At 58.9% G+C, this 15,654-nt stretch carries 15 protein-coding genes; 4 read left to right on the plus strand and 11 right to left on the minus strand.

The annotated features are described in order from the left end of the window. Window positions 1-163: 163 nt before the first annotated feature. The 5 genes from QRN85_RS00060 to QRN85_RS00080 all read right to left on the minus strand — a co-directional run bounded on the left by QRN85_RS00060 (window position 164) and on the right by QRN85_RS00080 (window position 7,097). Window positions 164-1,021: a DUF4167 domain-containing protein gene (locus QRN85_RS00060; RefSeq protein WP_113219718.1), complete on the minus strand. Its 858-nt coding sequence runs from the start codon at window positions 1,019-1,021 to the stop codon at window positions 164-166. Between the two features lie 388 nt (window positions 1,022-1,409). Continuing rightward, complete coding sequence (gene prmC / locus QRN85_RS00065) at window positions 1,410-2,234, minus strand: peptide chain release factor N(5)-glutamine methyltransferase (protein WP_502870750.1); 825 nt, start codon at window positions 2,232-2,234, stop codon at window positions 1,410-1,412. A gap of 38 nt (window positions 2,235-2,272) precedes the next feature. Continuing rightward, window positions 2,273-3,352 (minus strand): peptide chain release factor 1, encoded by a 1,080-nt coding sequence (gene prfA / locus QRN85_RS00070; protein ID WP_284756689.1) that lies wholly within the window; start codon window positions 3,350-3,352, stop codon window positions 2,273-2,275. Between the two features lie 29 nt (window positions 3,353-3,381). Continuing rightward, entirely contained in the window at window positions 3,382-5,649 is a 2,268-nt protein-coding gene (ptsP, locus tag QRN85_RS00075; RefSeq protein WP_062588906.1) for a phosphoenolpyruvate--protein phosphotransferase, read from the minus strand. A gap of 170 nt (window positions 5,650-5,819) precedes the next feature. Then, on the minus strand, window positions 5,820-7,097 hold the full coding sequence (locus QRN85_RS00080) for an aspartate kinase (RefSeq protein WP_062588909.1): 1,278 nt from the start codon (window positions 7,095-7,097) through the stop codon (window positions 5,820-5,822). Between the two features lie 355 nt (window positions 7,098-7,452). Between QRN85_RS00080 and QRN85_RS00085 the strand changes: the two genes are divergently transcribed. Next, entirely contained in the window at window positions 7,453-9,309 is a 1,857-nt protein-coding gene (locus tag QRN85_RS00085; protein WP_112963171.1) for a DEAD/DEAH box helicase, read from the plus strand. Between the two features lie 58 nt (window positions 9,310-9,367). Here QRN85_RS00085 and QRN85_RS00090 read toward each other — a convergent pair whose 3' ends face one another. Next, on the minus strand, window positions 9,368-10,192 hold the full coding sequence (locus QRN85_RS00090; protein ID WP_162739324.1) for an SH3 domain-containing protein: 825 nt from the start codon (window positions 10,190-10,192) through the stop codon (window positions 9,368-9,370). A gap of 219 nt (window positions 10,193-10,411) precedes the next feature. On the opposite strand from QRN85_RS00090, the gene ubiG reads away from it, so the two are divergent. Beyond that, window positions 10,412-11,158, plus strand: a complete 747-nt coding sequence (gene ubiG, locus QRN85_RS00095) for a bifunctional 2-polyprenyl-6-hydroxyphenol methylase/3-demethylubiquinol 3-O-methyltransferase UbiG (RefSeq protein ID WP_113219714.1) — start codon at window positions 10,412-10,414, stop codon at window positions 11,156-11,158. A gap of 18 nt (window positions 11,159-11,176) precedes the next feature. On the opposite strand, the gene QRN85_RS00100 is transcribed toward ubiG, so the two are convergent. From QRN85_RS00100 to QRN85_RS00115, 4 genes are read right to left on the minus strand one after another with little or no spacing between them, the layout of a single operon-like run. Next, window positions 11,177-11,605, minus strand: a complete 429-nt coding sequence (locus tag QRN85_RS00100) for a DUF1178 family protein (protein ID WP_284756694.1) — start codon at window positions 11,603-11,605, stop codon at window positions 11,177-11,179. Beyond that, window positions 11,602-12,462, minus strand: a complete 861-nt coding sequence (locus QRN85_RS00105) for a carbon-nitrogen hydrolase family protein (protein WP_113221272.1) — start codon at window positions 12,460-12,462, stop codon at window positions 11,602-11,604. Before QRN85_RS00105 ends, QRN85_RS00100 begins: the two co-directional genes overlap by 4 nt. Window positions 12,463-12,496: 34 nt before the next feature. After that, the gene (grxC, locus tag QRN85_RS00110) at window positions 12,497-12,751 is read right to left on the minus strand and encodes a glutaredoxin 3 (RefSeq protein ID WP_062588920.1); all 255 of its coding nucleotides are present in this window, start codon (window positions 12,749-12,751) and stop codon (window positions 12,497-12,499) included. A gap of 49 nt (window positions 12,752-12,800) precedes the next feature. Beyond that, window positions 12,801-13,577 (minus strand): ComF family protein, encoded by a 777-nt coding sequence (locus QRN85_RS00115; RefSeq protein ID WP_284757234.1) that lies wholly within the window; start codon window positions 13,575-13,577, stop codon window positions 12,801-12,803. Between the two features lie 61 nt (window positions 13,578-13,638). Here QRN85_RS00115 and QRN85_RS00120 point away from each other — a divergent pair, with 61 nt between their 5' ends. Continuing rightward, window positions 13,639-14,532 carry a methyltransferase domain-containing protein gene (locus QRN85_RS00120; RefSeq protein WP_113094312.1) on the plus strand — a complete coding sequence of 298 codons (894 nt, stop codon included), beginning with the start codon at window positions 13,639-13,641 and terminating at the stop codon, window positions 14,530-14,532. A gap of 15 nt (window positions 14,533-14,547) precedes the next feature. Here QRN85_RS00120 and QRN85_RS00125 read toward each other — a convergent pair whose 3' ends face one another. After that, window positions 14,548-14,736, minus strand: coding sequence for a Flp family type IVb pilin (locus QRN85_RS00125; protein ID WP_113094295.1), 189 nt, complete (start codon window positions 14,734-14,736; stop codon window positions 14,548-14,550). A gap of 333 nt (window positions 14,737-15,069) precedes the next feature. Here QRN85_RS00125 and QRN85_RS00130 point away from each other — a divergent pair, with 333 nt between their 5' ends. After that, on the plus strand, window positions 15,070-15,654 hold the full coding sequence (locus QRN85_RS00130; protein WP_244475491.1) for a PAS domain-containing protein: 585 nt from the start codon (window positions 15,070-15,072) through the stop codon (window positions 15,652-15,654).

Genomic DNA, 15,654 nt, shown 5'->3' on the forward strand with positions numbered 1-15,654 from the left:
AAAGCCGATCTATAACCCAGTGGCGCTTTAGACCCTCAATCCTTCGACACTGCCAGCTGGCGGTCGAGCATCGCGCGAACCATTTCCTCTGCTCAAACAGCTGCGCGCAAAGCATAAAAAAACCCGGGCTAGCCGGGTTTTTAATCTTCGCAGAATATGCGGATTATTCCGCGGCGTTTTCCAGTTTTGGAGCCTCGCCGCCTTCCGATCCTTCCGCAGCGGCTTCGCCCTCTTCACCCGCAGTACGACGCGGACGACGGGGACGTGGGCTTGTGCTGCGCGGACGACGTGGAGCGCGCTCGGTTGCTGCGGTGCTGCCCTGAGCTTCCTCTTCGACGGCAACTTCCTTCGGCGTACCTTCGATTACAGGCTGAGGCGCTGAACTCGCGTCGTAAACAGGAGCAGCAACTGGTGCGGGTGCGTTGGTGTTGTTGTTTCCGTTTTCGTCCTGCGCTTCACGCGGCTGGCGTTCTGGCCGGGCCGGGCGCTCACGACGGTCGCGTCGCTCATTGCGGTCCTGCCGCTCCGGGCGATCCTGACGTTCCGAACGGTCCTGCCGCTCCTGGCGTTCAGGCTGTTCGTTGCGCTGCGAACGCTGTTCTGAATGATCTTGGGCCGACGACATCGAACCGACGTTGTCGTCATTATCGTCGCCGTCAATCTCGTCACCATCGCGCTCCTGCTGGAACTCGCCGCGATCATCACGCTGGAAGCGTTCCTGCATCTGCGCCTGTGCAGTTGCGATGATACGGTTATAATGTTCCGCGTGCTGCAGATAGTTCTCGGCCATGACGCGATCGCCGGAGCTCTGGGCATCCCGTGCGAGTGTCGCGTATTTTTCGGCTATGTGCTGGGCCGTGCCACGGATCTTAACATCGGGACCGGAGCTGTCGTAGGTGCGGGTTAGCGGATTGCCGCCTTTGCGGTTGAAATTGTTATTATTATTTCCGCCACCGCCACCGCTGTTATTGTTGTTGCTACCACGCCCCCGGCCGCGCTTGTTTTGCTGTCCTGGCCTCATCAATTGCTCACCTGAATTCTGTTTTGCTGATAATTCTCGTTGTTACGATGCAATCCGGAATAACGGCTATCACGGCCAGTCTACCGAAATGCTCCCACCGCGCGCCTTGCCTTTTGGACAAAGACCTCGCGTATAATGCCCGGATGCGCAAATGCTGCATCGAGCCGCCTGCGAACAAAGTTTACTGATTCACATGCCGGGAATGCCCAGCCTTTCAGGGTTCTAAAAGAAACCCGCTTCGGGACTGATCCATACTCTGGCGAATCTAAATTCGCCCTCAGCCACCCAGCATGTTGCCGCAAACTATCCCGCTTCCTGCGGAAATCCAAGCCTTTTCTTTTGCTTTGCAAAATATCCTTGAACAAAAAGCATATAGGATTGATGCAATCTATTTGCAAAATACCAATGCCCTGTCATTGCCGCCAAAATCTTTCACAGCTTCGACGCACCGAAACCCGTTGTGCTCAAACAGGGCCGTCACAGTTAGCTTCTGATCATATCCGATTTCAAGGCCGACAAGCCCGTCATCCCCAAGGAAATCCGCTGCATTTTCGGCAATGGCTCGGTAAGGCGCCAGCCCGTCTTCGCCGCCATCCAGTGCAGCCATCGGATCAAAATCCCTGACATCACGATCCAGCGTTCTGATCACGTCTGACCGTATATAGGGCGGATTCGACACGATTATGTCAAAACGACCGGAAATTTGGTCGAACCAGTTGCTTTCCACGGTCTCAAACCGGTCAGCCAAGCCATGACGCTCCGCATTTCTTCGCGCCGTCTGAATAGCGTCGCGTGAGATATCGCTGCCGAGGCCCGTCGCGCCCGGGCATTCGTGGAGAAGCGCAAGACAGATAGCACCCGTGCCGATACCCATATCCAAAATGCGGGCCTGACCCTTGACTGCAACCAAGCGTCGGAGGTGAGGCAGCAGAGCATCGACAAGCACTTCCGTATCGGGCCGAGGTTCCAGCGTGCCGGGCGACAGGAGCAGATCAAGGCCATAGAACTCGCGGTGGCCTAGAATGCGGTGCACGGGTTCATGGCTTTCACGACGGGCAATCATGGCCTCTATCCGCGCGAATTCATCTGCGCTCACAGGCCGCTGATCATTCAGAAGGAAGTCGGTAAGCGAGAAGCCAAGCACCTCGCCGATCAACAAACGCGCATCGTTCAGTGGATCGGCCAGTTGCGCGGCGGCAAGACGCGCACGCATCGCAGCGACGAGCTCGCGAACGGTGCGCGAAGTTCCCGTCACTGCTGTTCGCCAAGCTGGGCGAGTTGGCCGGCTTGATAATCGGCGATCAAGGCATCGACCATCTCATCGATATCGCCTTCTATCATGCGGTCCAGCTTGTAAAGGGTGAGGTTTATGCGGTGATCGGTCACGCGCCCCTGCGGGAAATTATAGGTGCGGATGCGTTCAGACCTGTCGCCGGAGCCGACCTGGCTCTTGCGGTCCGCCGACCTTTCGCTGTCGACCTTCTGGCGCTCGATATCGTAAAGACGCGAACGTAACACCTGCATGGCTTTCGCCCTGTTCTGGTGCTGGGATTTTTCTGACGACGTCACGATAAGACCGGTCGGCAGGTGGGTGATACGCACCGCCGAGTCCGTGGTGTTGACGTGCTGGCCGCCAGCGCCCGAAGCGCGCATCGTATCGATGCGGATGTCTTCAGGGCGAATTTCGATATCGATCTCTTCAGCCTCTGGCAGAACAGCAACCGTTGCCGCAGAGGTGTGGATGCGCCCGCTCGCTTCGGTTTCCGGGACGCGCTGAACGCGGTGAACGCCGGATTCGAACTTCAGCTTGGAGAAAACGCCGCGTCCGGTAATGGTGGCGATGATTTCCTTGAAGCCCCCTGCTTCCCCTTCGCTGGCGGAAAGAACCTCGACCTTCCAGCCCTTGGTGCTGGCGAAGCGTTCATACATGCGAAAGAGGTTGCCAGCGAAAAGTGCAGCCTCCGAACCGCCCGTACCGGCACGGATTTCAACGATGGCGCTCTTCTCATCCGCAGCATCCTTCGGCAGAAGAAGAATCTGCATGTCTTTCTCGAGCTGCTCAATACGCTCCGACATTTCCGGAAGCTCGGCTTCGGCAAGTTCGCGCATGTCCCTGTCAGTCGACTTGTCGGCAAGAAGTGCCTCGAGATCGGCCACTTCTGCCAGCGCTTTCTCATACTCCCGAATGGTTTTGACCACCGGCTGCAATTCCGAATATTCCGACGCAAGCTTCACATAGACATCGGCGGCAGGGCCAGCCGACATGCGCGCTTCGATTTCACCGAAACGCCGCTCAAGCTCACGCATTTTCTCGACGGGAAGCTTCGCCACCTGTCACACACTCCAATTTTTCGTCATTCTCAAATAGGGATGGAATGGGTCGCTGCAAAGCGCAAAAGCAGCTGGCGCGTGCTTTCCACCGACTTGTTGTCGTCAAGTGCCGCTTCCAGCTCTTCCGAAAGCGTCGCCACATCCAGTCCCAGCAGCATGGCCTTGACCGGACCGATGGCTGTTGGCGACATGGAAATCGAGCGGAACCCAAGACCGATCAGCGCCATTGCGGAAAGCGGCTTGCTCGCCATTTCCCCACAGAGCGTGACATGGGTGTTGTTGCGTGTTCCGGCCCGGACAATATCGCGCAGGATTCGCAGGAACGGCTTGCCAAGATTATCGAAACGGTCAGAAACCCGGGCGTTGCCGCGATCCACCGCCATGGTGAACTGGAAAAGGTCGTTTGAACCTACAGAGACGAAATCGACTTCAGACATCAGCTCATCCAGCTGCCACATGAGCGACGGCACTTCCAGCATGGCGCCAAATTGCAGCTTGCGCGGCAGCGAATGGCCGAATTTCGACAGATGCTGCACTTCTTTCTGCAGAAGCTCGCGGGCGGCACGGATTTCGGCCACTTCCGTAATCATCGGCAGCATGATGCGCAGTTCGGCACCCGAGGCGGCGCGCAGCAGGGCACGCATCTGGGTCCGCATAAGACCGGGGCGGTCGAGCGACAGGCGGATGGCGCGCCAGCCAAGCGCCGGATTTTCCTCTTCCTGACCGCGCATATAGGACACGACCTTGTCACCGCCGATATCGAGCGTGCGGAAGGTGACGGGCTTGCCCTTGGCGTTGCGCAGAACGCTGCGATAAAATGCTTCCTGTTCCTCGCCCTTCGGCATGTTGGAGGCGATCATGAATTGCAGCTCAGTGCGGAACAGACCGATGCCGTCAGCGCCGGATTCGTCCAGCTGCGGCAGATCGACCAGCAGGCCGGCATTCATCTTCAGATCGACGCGCACGCCATCCTTGCTGACAGGCTCCACATCGCGAAGCGCGCGGAACTGTTCCTGACGCTTGGCGCGCAGGCGGACCTTCTCTTCATAGGCGCGCTGCAGGTCTACGACGGGGCGCAGATGCACCTGGCCGTCGTCGCCATCGATGATGATGGGATCGTTGTTTTCGGCGAGCGCGACGATGCCGACCGCCTGGCCAATGATGGGAATGCCCATGGCGCGGGCGACGATGACCACGTGGCTGGTAACCGCGCCGTCTTCCAGAACCAGCCCGCGCAGTTTCTCGCGCGGATAGTCCAACAGTTCGGCGGCACCCATTGCGCGGGCCAGAACGATGGCATCCGTCGGAAATTCCTGCTCTGGTCCGCGACCACCAAAACCGATCAGCTGACGCAGCAACCGGTTAGCAAGATCATCGAAATCATGCATCCGCTCACGCAGATAGGGATCGGTCAGGCGCATCATGCGCGCCTTGGTATCGCTCTGCACCTTCTCGACCGCAGCTTCCGCCGTCAGGCCATTTCGAATGGCCTCTTCCATGCGCCGCACCCAGCCCTGATCATGGGCAAACATGCGGTAAGTTTCCAGAACTTCACGATGCTCGCCTTCGGTCGCGACATCGCGGCGCTGAAGCATGTCGTCGATGGACAGCCGCAGCGAGCCGATCGCCTCGGCAAGCCGCGTGATTTCCATGTCGGCATCTTCATTGAGCAGATTGGTGACGACGATTCGCGGATCGTGCAGGACAACGTGACCAAGGCCGATGCCTTCGCCATAGGCATCGCCATCGATGGAAACGGCCCGTGTCAGGTCCAATTCCACGCCGGGACGGGTGATTTTCTTCAATTCACCGCTCGCCACGATTTCCGCAATAAGCATCGCGGTTGTTTCAAGCGCTTCAACTTCATCCTCCCGATAGGTCCGGCTGGTCTTGTTCTGAACGACAAGAACGCCAAGAGTGCGACCGGATCTCAAAATCGGTACACCCAGGAAGGAATGATAAATTTCTTCACCTGTTTCAGGGAGATAGCGGAATGCAGGATGCGCCTGCGCATCGGAAAGATTAAGCGGCTGGGCCGATGCGGCGATGGTGCCGACAAGACCTTGCCCCATTTTCAACTGGGCAAGGTGGACGGCGTCCTTATTCAATCCTTCGGTGGCATAAAGCTCCAGCACACTGTCCGAGCGTAGCACATAGACGGAGCAAACCTCCGCCACCATGTTGCTGGCGATCTGTCGGACAATCTGGTCGAGGCGCTCTTGTGGCTCAAGGTGCTCCGCCATCATTTCGCGAAGCCGCTTGAGAAGAACGCGTGGACCTGCGGAAAGGTCTCTCATCGCGTGTGCTCCCTGACACCTTCACATGCGGGCCACGACGGCCCGCATCAAAGGATCCCCCAAAACAAAGCCTGCACAGCAAGCCGTACGGCAGGGATGCGCAGTCAACGCAACGTCTAGGACTCAATCAATCCGAAAAGAATCGGATGACGTGTATCGACGTTACAGAATCAACTCTTATCCAGACCGTAAGCAGAATGCAAAGTACGAACTGCAAGTTCCGCGTAGGCACCGTCAATAAGAATGGAAATCTTGATTTCCGACGTCGTGATGGCTTTGATGTTGATGTTTTTTTCAGCAAGTGCCTTGAAAGCGCTGGCCGCAACGCCCGCATGGCTGCGCATGCCGATGCCGATGACCGACACCTTGGCCAGACCCGTCTCGTTCTGAACAACGTCAAAGCCGATCTGCGTCTTGTTGTCTTCCAGAACCTTGATGGCCTTTGGCATATCGCCCGAGGGCACGGTGAAGGTCATGTCGGTGCGCGAACCATCTTCAGAGATGTTCTGCACGATCATGTCGACATTGATATGGGCTTCGGCCAACGGTCCGAAAATGGCAGCAGACACGCCCGGCCGGTCTGACAAGCGGCGCAGCGAGATTTGTGCTTCATCCTTGGCATAGGCGATGCCGGTTACGACTTCCTGTTCCACGATTTCTTCCTCGTCACAAATCAAAGTACCGGGCGGATTGATAAGGTCACCCATGCCCGGCGCATCGGGATCCTCGAAACTGGAGCGTACGAAGGTGCGAACCTTGTGCACCATGGCAAGTTCGACCGAGCGAACCTGCAAGACTTTTGCGCCAAGAGACGCCATTTCCAGCATTTCTTCGAAGGCCACCTTCTTCAGGCGGCGCGCCTTCGGCACGATGCGCGGGTCGGTCGTATAGACGCCATCGACATCGGTATAGATATCGCAACGGTCTGCCTTGACGGCAGCAGCGATGGCAACAGCCGACGTATCGGAACCACCACGACCCAGCGTCGCGATGCGGTTGTCCGGGCCCAAGCCCTGGAAACCGGCAACAACGGCAACCTGGCCTTCACCCATGCGGCGAATGATATCGGAGCCATCAATATCCAGAATGCGGGCGGCGCCATGGGCGTTATCGGTGCGGATCGGGATCTGCCAGCCCTGCCAGGAACGGGCATTGATGCCCATGGACTGCAAGGCAATGGCCAGAAGACCCGAGGTCACCTGTTCGCCGGATGCGACGATGGCGTCATATTCGCGCGCATCGTAAAAGGAGGTCTCCTTGGAACCGGCAACCTTCGGCGTGTTCTGAACCCAGTCCACCAGCTCGTTGGTTTTGCCAGACATGGCGGAAACGACGACGGCCACTTCATGGCCAGCATCCACCTCGCGTTTCACATGCCGTGCGACATTATGAATGCGTTCGAGATTTGCGACGGACGTGCCGCCGAATTTCATGACAATGCGAGCCATAGTTGACCAGTACCATCCCAATTTGCCACCGGACGCGGTGGGCAAGAGCACAACCCAGTCGGCCTCCCCTGAAGGAAAAGGCCTCAAGTTGCGGGTCTCATAGCGAAAAGGCATGGTCCACGCAATGCCGTTTATGGACCGCACGGTACGCCTTGAAGGCGAAGCCGAACCCCACACGCGTGTTCCAATGCGACAAGCGTACCGCTGTGGTCTGTACAAACCTCGCCATTTCCAGTATGAGCGCGTCAATTCAACTGGCTGAATGGCCGAAATGGCCCGTGTCGGCTGCTTTATAACCCTTATGATCTAATGGTTTCAAGCGGATGCAGGCAGCCCAATATCCGAAAGACGGTATATGACAGAAACCCAGGGTATCGCCCCGGCGATTGCACAGGCGTTGGAAAAACGCGGCTATAAAGATTTGACACCTGTTCAGAAGGCGATGCTTGCGCCTGAGCTGGATGGACAGGACGCGCTGGTTTCCGCCCAGACGGGCTCTGGCAAGACCGTTGCCTTCGGCATCGCCATTGCGCCGACGCTGTTGCAGAAGAACGGCCGCTTCGGCCCCGCAGGCGCCCCGTTGGGTATCGCCATTGCTCCGACGCGCGAACTTGCAATGCAGGTGAAGCGCGAGCTGGAATGGCTTTACGAATTCACCGGTGTCTCCATTGCTTCCTGTGTTGGCGGCATGGACATCCGCGCCGAACGCCGCACGCTGGAACGCGGTGCCCACATCATCGTCGGCACACCCGGCCGCCTTTGCGACCACATCAAGCGTAAGGCGCTGGACCTTTCGTCCATTCGCGCCGTGGTGCTGGATGAGGCCGACGAAATGCTCGACCTCGGTTTCCGCGAAGATCTGGAATTCATTCTGGAAGAATCGCCAGCGGAGCGCCGCACGCTGATGTTCTCGGCAACCGTTTCGCGCAGCATTGCCAAGCTTGCCGAAAGCTACCAGAAGAATGCCGTGCGCGTTGCAACGACATCCGAGCAGAAGCAGCACGTCGATATCGAATACCGCGCCATGGTGGTTTCGCCATCCGACCGCGAGAACGCCATCATCAATGCGCTGCGCTTTTATGAAGCCCGCAATGCCATTGTGTTCTGCTCCACCCGCGCCGCCGTCAACCATCTGACAGCACGCCTGAACAATCGCGGCTTCTCCGTCGTGGCACTGTCTGGCGAGTTGAGCCAGAACGAGCGTACGCACGCGCTGCAGGCCATGCGCGATGGCCGCGCCCGGGTCTGCGTGGCGACGGACGTTGCTGCACGTGGTATCGACCTGCCGGGGCTGGAACTGGTTATTCACGCCGATCTGCCGACCAATTCCGAAACATTGCTGCACCGCTCGGGCCGTACCGGCCGCGCGGGCCAGAAGGGCGTCAGCGCGATCGTTGTGCCAATGAGCCAGCGCCGCAAGGCCGAGCGCCTGCTGGAAGGCGCGAAGGTCAGTCCCGCCTGGGTGCGTCCGCCATCTGCCGAAGAGATCATCGAACGCGATGGCGAGCGGCTTCTGGCCGATGCGTCCCTGCAGGAAAACGTCAATGACGACGAGCGCGATTTCGTTACCAAGCTGCTGGAACAGCATGGTGCCGAGAAGGTCGCCGCTGCTTTCGTGCGCCTCTATCATTCCGGTCGCTCTGCACCGGAAGATATTGCCGAGGTTTCGCTGGATGGCCGCAAGCCACGTCGCGACAGCTTCGAACACGTGGAAAACAACGAACCGCGTCGCGACCGTTCCGACTTTTCCGACAGCGGCTGGTTTACACTGTCTGTGGGTCGCAAGCAGAATGCCGAACCACGCTGGCTTATTCCCATGCTCTGCCGCTTCGGCAAGCTGACACGCCAGGACATCGGCGCGATCCGCATGCAGCAGACCGAGACCTATGTGGAACTGGCCGCAGATGCGGTGGACCGTTTCACTTCGGCGCTTGGCAAGGACATGATGCTGGAAAAGGGCATTCGCGTGAAGGCCATGGACGGCAAGCCCGACATGACCGGCGCCAACCGTGAGGACACGCGCCCACCGAGAGCGCAGAAGAAATTCGTCAAGTCCGACAATGCTGGCGGTCGTCCCGGCGATGACAAGCCCTGGAAGAAGAAGGCCAAGCCTGCCGGAGACCATTCGAGCGGCGGCAAGCCAGCAAAATTCGAAGGCAAAAAAGACAAGCCTTTTGAAAAACGCGGGCCGAAGAAGCAGGATCGCACCTAACGAAAAACCCGGCGGATATCTCCGCCGGGTTTTTTCATGTCATGCAGCCTTGTTGGGCTTATCGCGGTGGGCAACCGGGCGAGCCGACGATGCAGCCGAACACCTGATTTTCCTGTGGCGGTCTTGGTGGCAGATTGCCATCGGGACGCGGTCTGCCACTGCCATCCGGGCGGGGGCGGTTGAAATCGCTGCGATTGGGATCGCGATCCCTGTCGCGCTGTCTGTCACGCTCAAGGTCGCGGACGGAGTTGCGGTCGCGGGAGTCGTTGTTCCACTGCGGACGGTCATTGTCGTTGTCACGCAGGGAAGGACGACGCCGATCATCCTGATTCCAGTCGCCATAGCGCTCTTCCCAACGGCCATCATTCGGGCCGCGGCCACGCGGGTCATCGCCACGCTGATCGCGCCATTCATCGCGAGGTGGACGGGGGCGATCATAACCACCGCGGGGCGGCGGCGCATTCCAGTATCCACCACCGGCCGGACGGCGCCAGCGGTCACGCTCACGATAGAAATCGCGGTCACGGTAGTAACGGTCCCAGTAGCGGCCGGCTTCGAATGTGATGATCGGCACGCCGAGATCACGGTAGTAGCGCGGCTCCACATAGACACGGTTCTGGCGATAGATGGCCTGGACGTAACGGCCAGCAACCCAGCCGCGACCATAGCTGAACGATACATCGCACCACGGCGTGTCGGACAGGCAGCCATGGATGGTCAGCGGTTCGCCGTTGGGAATGACAACCACGGCGGGATAGGCCGTGCTGGGGCCAGACCGCATATTGACATTGGCCGTGGCGAAACCCTGCGTCGCCGCTTCAGCCATGGCCGGGGCTGCAACAAGCGCAAGCAGCGCAAGGGCACCAAACAGTTTCTTCTTCACTTCATTCTCCCTCAAGCACAGGCTTGACCGCCGACATCGGCTTTCAACGCTGCAGAAAATACGCCCTTGATGATGAACGCAGCATGAAACGAAAAGCCCCTGATTTCAGTTCCTTGCGACAGGAAGGCGCAGCTCTGCTGGCTGTGATGATGGCGGCCGCCCCTTGACTTCACAGGTCAATCATCCGACTTCAGGGACAGGACAGAATGGAGCATCACCATGAGCGAGAGCGCAAAGACGACCGTCGACCAGAGCGAAGTGGACCGCTTCTCCGCCATGGCTGCGGAGTGGTGGAGCCCCACCGGCAAGTTCCGCCCGCTGCACAAGTTCAATCCCGTTCGGTTGGATTATATCCGCAACCGCGTCTGCGCCAATTTTGGCCGCGACCCGAAGGGCCACCGCCCGCTGGAAGGTCTGCGGGTTCTGGATATCGGCTGCGGCGGCGGTCTGCTGTCCGAGCCTGTGGCGCGCATGGGTGCCGATGTGGTGGGGGCCGACCCTTCTGAAAAGAACATCGGCATCGCCTCGACACACGCGCGCGAAAACAATGTGCCTGTGGATTATCGGGCCGTGACCGCCGAGCAGCTGCAACAGGCTGGCGAGACCTTCGATGTCATTCTCAACATGGAAGTGGTGGAACACGTGGCCGACGTCGACCTGTTTGTGGCGACCTGCGCAAAGATGGTGCGACCCGGCGGGCTGATGTTTGCCGCCACCATAAACCGCACGCTGAAAGCCCGCGCGCTTGCGATTTTCGCTGCTGAGAACGTGCTGCGCTGGCTGCCGCGCGGCACCCACCAATATGAAAAGCTGGTGCGCCCTGACGAACTGGAAAAGCCGATGCTTGCAGATGGAATGGAGATCATCCATCGCACGGGCGTTTTCTACAATCTCCTTCAGGACCGCTGGAACCTCTCCCCGGACATGGAGGTGAACTACATGGTGCTGGCCAAACGCCCGGCCTAAGCGCCACCGGGCGATACCTCAGTTGACGTCATCCTGCAGCACCGGAAGGGGTGCGACCTCGATACCCTCCTCAATCAGCGCCCGGGCTTCCTGCGCGCTTGCCTGGCCTATGATGCCACGCTCTTCCGCTTCGCCATAATGGATCTTCCTGGCTTCTTCCGGGAATTTGTCGCCGACATCCTCGGCATTGGCACGGATGGTGGCGAGCGTTTCCCTGATCTTCGCGAAAGCCTGCTTCTGGGCCGTATCGAGTGCCAGCGTGCGCGTGGCCTCCTTTTCGCGCGCGGTTGAGACCGAGGGCGCCATCAGCATTTTGGAAACCTGTGCCGAGCCGCAAACCGGGCAGCCGATCAGGCCGCGCTGATGCTGGTCGTCGAAATCGGCGCTACCGGAAAACCAGCCCTCGAACTCATGGGCTTTTTCGCAACGGAGCGAATAGCGGATCACTGCTGGCGGCCTCCCGCAGCAGCCGCGTTCCTGACCGTTTCGAGATTGAAATCGCGGGCGTTTTTCAAATTGGGAATCTTGCTGCGGGCCGCAGTGACCGCGGAAGGATCGATATCGGCAAAGACGATTTCCTCGCCCTCACCGCCTGCGACCGCCAGAACGTTACCCCAGGGATCGACGATCATGGAGTGACCAAAGGTCTCGCGACCATCTTCATGGGTGCCGGCCTGCGCCGCGGCAATCAGAAACGCCCCGTTCTCGATTGCGCGGGCGCGCAAAAGGACTTCCCAATGCGCCTCGCCCGTCTGGCGGGTAAAGGCGGCGGGAACCGTAAGGATTTCAGCGCCTGCCACAGCTTCGGTCCGAAACAGCGACGGAAAACGCACGTCGTAGCAAATGGCAAAGCCGAATGTCGCCAGAGGCAGTTCCGCGACACGCGCCTGCGTGCCGGGTTCATAGGCCGAGCTTTCGCGCCAGCTTTCACCATTGTCCAAGTCGACGTCGAACATGTGAATCTTGTCATAGGTGCAGATACGCTCGCCATCGGGCGCAAACAGGAAACCGCGATTGGCGATCTTGCCATCCGGGCGGGCGATGGCGGTGGAGCCAACATGGACGTAAATGCCAAGCTCGCGCGCAAGCTTTGCAGCCGTCAGCACCACGATGTCGCCTTTTTCATCCTTGAGGACCGCTTTTAGCGCGGCGCGATCCTTCTGGATCGCACCCGTCATTTCCGGCGTCTGAACATAGACCGCGCCCTGGCTGACTGCCTCGCGAATGAGCCGTTCCATGGTCTCGGCATTGGTTTTCGGATCGGTGCCCGAGCACATCTGGATTGCGGCGGCCTTGAAGCTCATCTTTGCGTTCCCTTATGTCGTCGTCTTGTCGATGTCAGTTGGCCAGAAGCGCGTCCAGCTGGCCGTCGCGATCCAGCGCGTGCAGATCGTCACAGCCGCCGACATGCTGCGTGCCGATGAAGATCTGAGGGAATGTGTTGCGATTGGATTTATCCATCATTTCCTTACGGTAATCAGGATGTGCCGTGGCATTATATTCGGTAAACTCGACGCCCTTGCTCTCCAGAAGAGCCTTGGCACGGGCGCAATAGCCGCAGAAATCCCGTGTGTAGATCGTAACGGATGCCATCAGTCATATCCCTTGCATTATGGGCCTGTGGGCCCGTTTCCCTGCCGTGTCATATAGGCCCGGAAATCGCCATTGCAAAGGTCAAAACAGTGACATCTGCGGCGCCGGCCTTCTTCAAACGACGCGCCGCAGCCGACACCGTCGCACCTGTGGTGTAAACGTCATCGACAAGCACGATGCGCTTTCCCGTGATGTCCCCTTCCCGCCCTGACGCGATGCCAAAGGCCCCGCGCACGTTCTCCTTGCGGGCGCGGGCCGACAGTCCTACCTGCCTGCTGGTGGGCTTGATTCTGACCAGGGTGGACGCCAGCAACGGCCTTGAGGACAGCGCCGACAGGTGACGGGCCAACTCCGCTGACTGGTTGAAACGGCGTGCCAGAAACCGGCGGCGATGTAGCGGCACCGGAATGATATAATCACACGCCTTTACCGCCCCATCGCCCGCCCGCAGCATCCATGATGCCATCAACCGGGCAAGATCGGTTCGGTCGAGATATTTCAGCTGATGCACCAGCCTGCGGGCCGCACCTTCATGAATGGTCGCCGCCCGCAGACGCTCGAAGGGCGGCGGCTCGGCAATAGCTTGCGCACTCAGGACAGCAGGACCATGATCACGGGCAAAGGGAATGCCGAGCACCTCGCAATAGGGCCGCTCGATGAAATGAACGCCTGCCCAGCACGACACGCAAAACGCGCCGCCCTTTTGTGTCTGTCGGCCGCAGCCAACGCAGGACGGCGGATAGACAATATCCGCAACGGCGCGCGCGATACCGCCCAGCACCGAGGCGCAAACACCTCTCGAAAACAGCTTTTCCCCGTAGCCCATGGAGTTGACAATAGGCGCGAACGGGTGCCTTTGCGACTGCAAAGTTTGGATGGATGATGCCATGGACATAGTTTTCGACCCTCGTCTGATTGCCGCCAACCGCAAGCGCGCTTTGCACCTTGGCGACAACAAGGCCCTGTTCCTGCTGGACATTGCCGCGGAGGAGTTGGCAGACCGGATTGCCATTGTCGAGCGCCACTTCGAAACGGCGGTGGAGTTGCACGGCGCAACGGGTGTAACGGCGCAGCGCCTGTTGCAGACCGGTAAAGTCGACGCCGTGACAAGGGTGGAGACCGACGCCGAATTTGCAGGCGATGGCGAGGCCATCGAGGTTGCGCCGCTTGAGGACGTGCCGCTGCCACCGGCGTCGGCAAACCTCATCGTATCACCGCTATCCCTGCACCTGACCAATGACACGCCCGGTACGCTGATCCAGATCCGCCGTGCATTGAAGCCCGACGGCCTGTTTCTGGCCGCCATACCGGGAAGCGGAACGCTGCAGGAGCTTCGCGATGTTCTGTTAACGACCGAGGCGGAACTGACGGGTGGCGCAAGCCCCCGCGTCGTGCCCTTTGCCGATGTGCGCGATGTGGGTGCGCTTTTGCAACGGGCGGGCTTTGCCCTGCCGGTCACCGATACGGAAACCTATACGGTGCGATATGACTCGATTTTACCCCTGATGCGGGACCTGCGTGCCATGGGCATGGCGAACCCGCTGACTGGACGCAGCCGCAGACCGCTGAACAGGCGCTTTCTGATGCGCGCAGCGGAACTCTACGCGGAACGATACAGTGATGCCGATGGCCGCATCCGTGCCACTTTCTCGATCATATATGTTTCCGGCTGGGCACCGCATGAAAGCCAGCAGAAACCGCTCAAACCCGGTTCGGCGAAACATCGTCTGGCGGACGCCTTGAAGACAGCAGAGATCAAGCTGCCGCCGGGCGGAAAGTGACGGTCAAGAGGATTATCAGGAGCTAGCGTTGGTGAAAGTCGTCGCCACCAGATCGAACATGGCCAGAATGCTGTCGCGAATGCTTTCCATTCCCACGATAACGGCCACCGAAATGATGGCAATGATCAAACCATATTCGATTGCGGTTGCCCCTGTTCGATCATTGCGGAGCGCGATCAATTTCTGCACACCTAAGCCCGCCATCCCCGAAATTCCCTTGATCCTGTGCGCAGGACGCGCCGCAGTTAATGCAGATTGCAGCCTACAGCAACAAAGTATGCAAAGCGTTACACGGCGAACCGCCGGAGTGCCACGCGCACGAAATGCGTCCATACCGTGTAGTGCAGCACGCCGAGACGATACCGCTGCGGCTTGCAGCAAGATTTTGCATTCATTTTTTAGGCAATACGCATTGATCTTGCTGCATAATACTGCAGTAATATCCGCATCCGCGCCCGGAAAACGGCCTGCCGTGCTTTTGCGTGGAGCCTTTCAACAACCAGACGGTTATTCCACGGCCTGCAAAAAGTTTGAACGATGAGCACGATGAACCAGCTTGAAATCAATGGTCCGCTTCAGGATTTCTTCCAAAAATCCACTATTGCGCTGGCAATGTCCTTTGCCGACGCAGACAACCGCCTCGCACTGGTCAATGACCCCTTCTGCAAGCTGACTGGATATGACAGCAGCGACGTGCTGGGCAAGAATTGCAGGTTTTTGCAAACGAGCCCGTCTGGAAAAAAAGCACCTAACGATGAGGCCCGTGCCAAGATCCACGACTTTTTGCGCGCCGACGGCCCGGCAACCGTAAGAACACCGATCGTCAACTTCAAGAAGGATGGCAAGCCCTTCGTCAACCTGCTGTTCATGTCAAAACTGACCGGAGGATCCGGCGTGGTCAGGTATATCCTCGCCTCGCAATTCGACATCAGCCGTGCCCATCCAAATCTGCTGCAGGACTACGAGTCCGAGCTTGGAAGCGCGCTGACTCGGATAAAGCCACTTCTTGACGACCACAACATCATGATCGAAGGCACGCTTGCGACGATCGCCAATTCGACGACGACCATCGCCCAAGCAAAACTGACATTGGCGGAACTGGAACAGAACTCTCCGTATTGA

Source organism: Agrobacterium sp. fls2-241-TYG-188a (genome assembly GCF_030209845.1).